The organism is Streptomyces doebereineriae (genome assembly GCF_031845645.1).
Lineage (GTDB): Bacteria > Actinomycetota > Actinomycetes > Streptomycetales > Streptomycetaceae > Streptomyces > Streptomyces canus.
This window is the reverse complement of sequence record NZ_JAVREZ010000051.1, coordinates 1-1,546: the sequence shown is the minus strand read 5'-3', so window position 1 is coordinate 1,546 and position 1,546 is coordinate 1. Positions and strand designations below refer to the sequence as shown.

Sequence of the window (1,546 nt, the reverse complement as noted above, 5' to 3'; positions counted from 1 at the left end):
GCGGCGGGCAGGGAGGCCACGACGGCGGTGGCCATGATGGCGTTCCACTGCTGGTTGTTGTTGCCGATGTAGTGGTAGATGCCCAGGGTGATCGGCTCGTGGGCGCCGCCGCCCGCCAGGGTGCTGGCGAAGATGAAGTCGGACCAGGACCACAGGAAGGCGAACAGGGACACCGTGACGACGGCGTTGCGGCTCATCGGCAGGACGACCGACCAGAAGGTGCGCAGGGGTCCCGCGCCGTCCGTTTTCGCGGCCTGGAGGAGTTCGCCGGGGATGCCGGACATGAACGCGGTGAAGATGAGGACGGCGAAGGGGACGGCCAGGGTGGAGTCGGCGACGATCAGGCCGGGAACCGTCTGGAGCAGGCCGAGTTGGAGGTAGATGGCGTAGAAGCCCATCGCCATGATGATGCCGGGGATCATCTGGGCGGCCAGCAGGACGAAGCTCATGATTCCGCCGCCGCGCGGACGCAGTTTGGCCAGCGCGTAGCCGGCGGGGGCGGCCAGCGCCACGGTCAGGGCGACGGTGCCCAGGCCGATGACGAGACTGGTGCCGAGGTAGGGCAACTGCTGGTCGACGACGGCCCGGTAGCCCTCCAGGGTGACGTGGGAGGGGAACAGGTCCGGTGGGCTCTTGCGCATGTCCTGGTCGCGGGTGAGGGACACGTTGAGCATCCAGTACACCGGGAAGAGCATGATCCCGGTGAGCAGCAGGCCGAGGGCGGTCTTCAGCCGTGTTCTCATGACAGCGCCTGCTTTCGCTGGACCCGCACATAGACCAGGCCGAAGACCAGGGCGGCGACCACCAGCAGGTTGCCGACGGCGGCGCCGGGGCCGAAGGCGGGCAGCAGGTTGCCGAAGCCGAGTTGGTAGGACCAGGTGGCGAAGGTGGTGGACGAGTCGGCCGGGCCGCCCTTGGTCATGATCCAGATGATGTCGAAGACCTTGAGTGTGTAGACCAGGCCCAGCAGCAGGGTGATGGCGGAGACGGGGCGCAGCAGCGGGAAGGTGATGCTCCAGAAGCGCCGCCAGGGGCCCGCGCCGTCGAGGGCGGCGGCCTCGTACAGGCTGCCCGGGATGGACTGCAGGCCGCTGTAGAGGACGACCAGGTTGAAGGGGACGCCGATCCAGATGTTCGCGATGATCACCGAGGTCAGCGACCAGGACGGCGAGGTCAGCCAGTTCACCGGGCCGATCCCGATGGCGTGCAGGACGGCGTTGACGATGCCGGAGTCGCTGTTGAGCATCCACGACCAGGTCGAGGCCGACACGATCAGCGGCAGCAGCCACGGCACCAGGAACAGGGCCCGCAGGGTGGCGGAGAGCCGGAAGTGCTGGTTGAAGAAGACGGCCAGCGCCAGGCCGATGCTGTACTGGAAGACCAGGCACACGCCGGTGAACACCACGGTGTGGAGCAGGGCCGGGGCGAAGGTCGGGTCGTCGAAGACCGTCCGGTAGTTCGCCAGGCCGGTGAAGGGCGCATCCCCCTGCACGAACGAGCGCACGGTGTAGTGGCGCAGGCTCAGGTCGAGGTTGCGGTACAGCGG

At 67.9% G+C, this 1,546-nt stretch carries 2 protein-coding genes; both read right to left on the bottom strand.

Annotated features, from left to right (window positions below):
* Positions 1-743 (bottom strand): carbohydrate ABC transporter permease (locus RNB18_RS50625; RefSeq protein WP_311720875.1); only part of this gene is annotated, 743 nt, incomplete at its 3' end.
* Positions 740-1,546: carbohydrate ABC transporter permease (locus RNB18_RS50620; RefSeq protein WP_311720874.1), on the bottom strand; the 807-nt coding region annotated here is incomplete at its 5' end. The genes RNB18_RS50625 and RNB18_RS50620, both read right to left, overlap by 4 nt.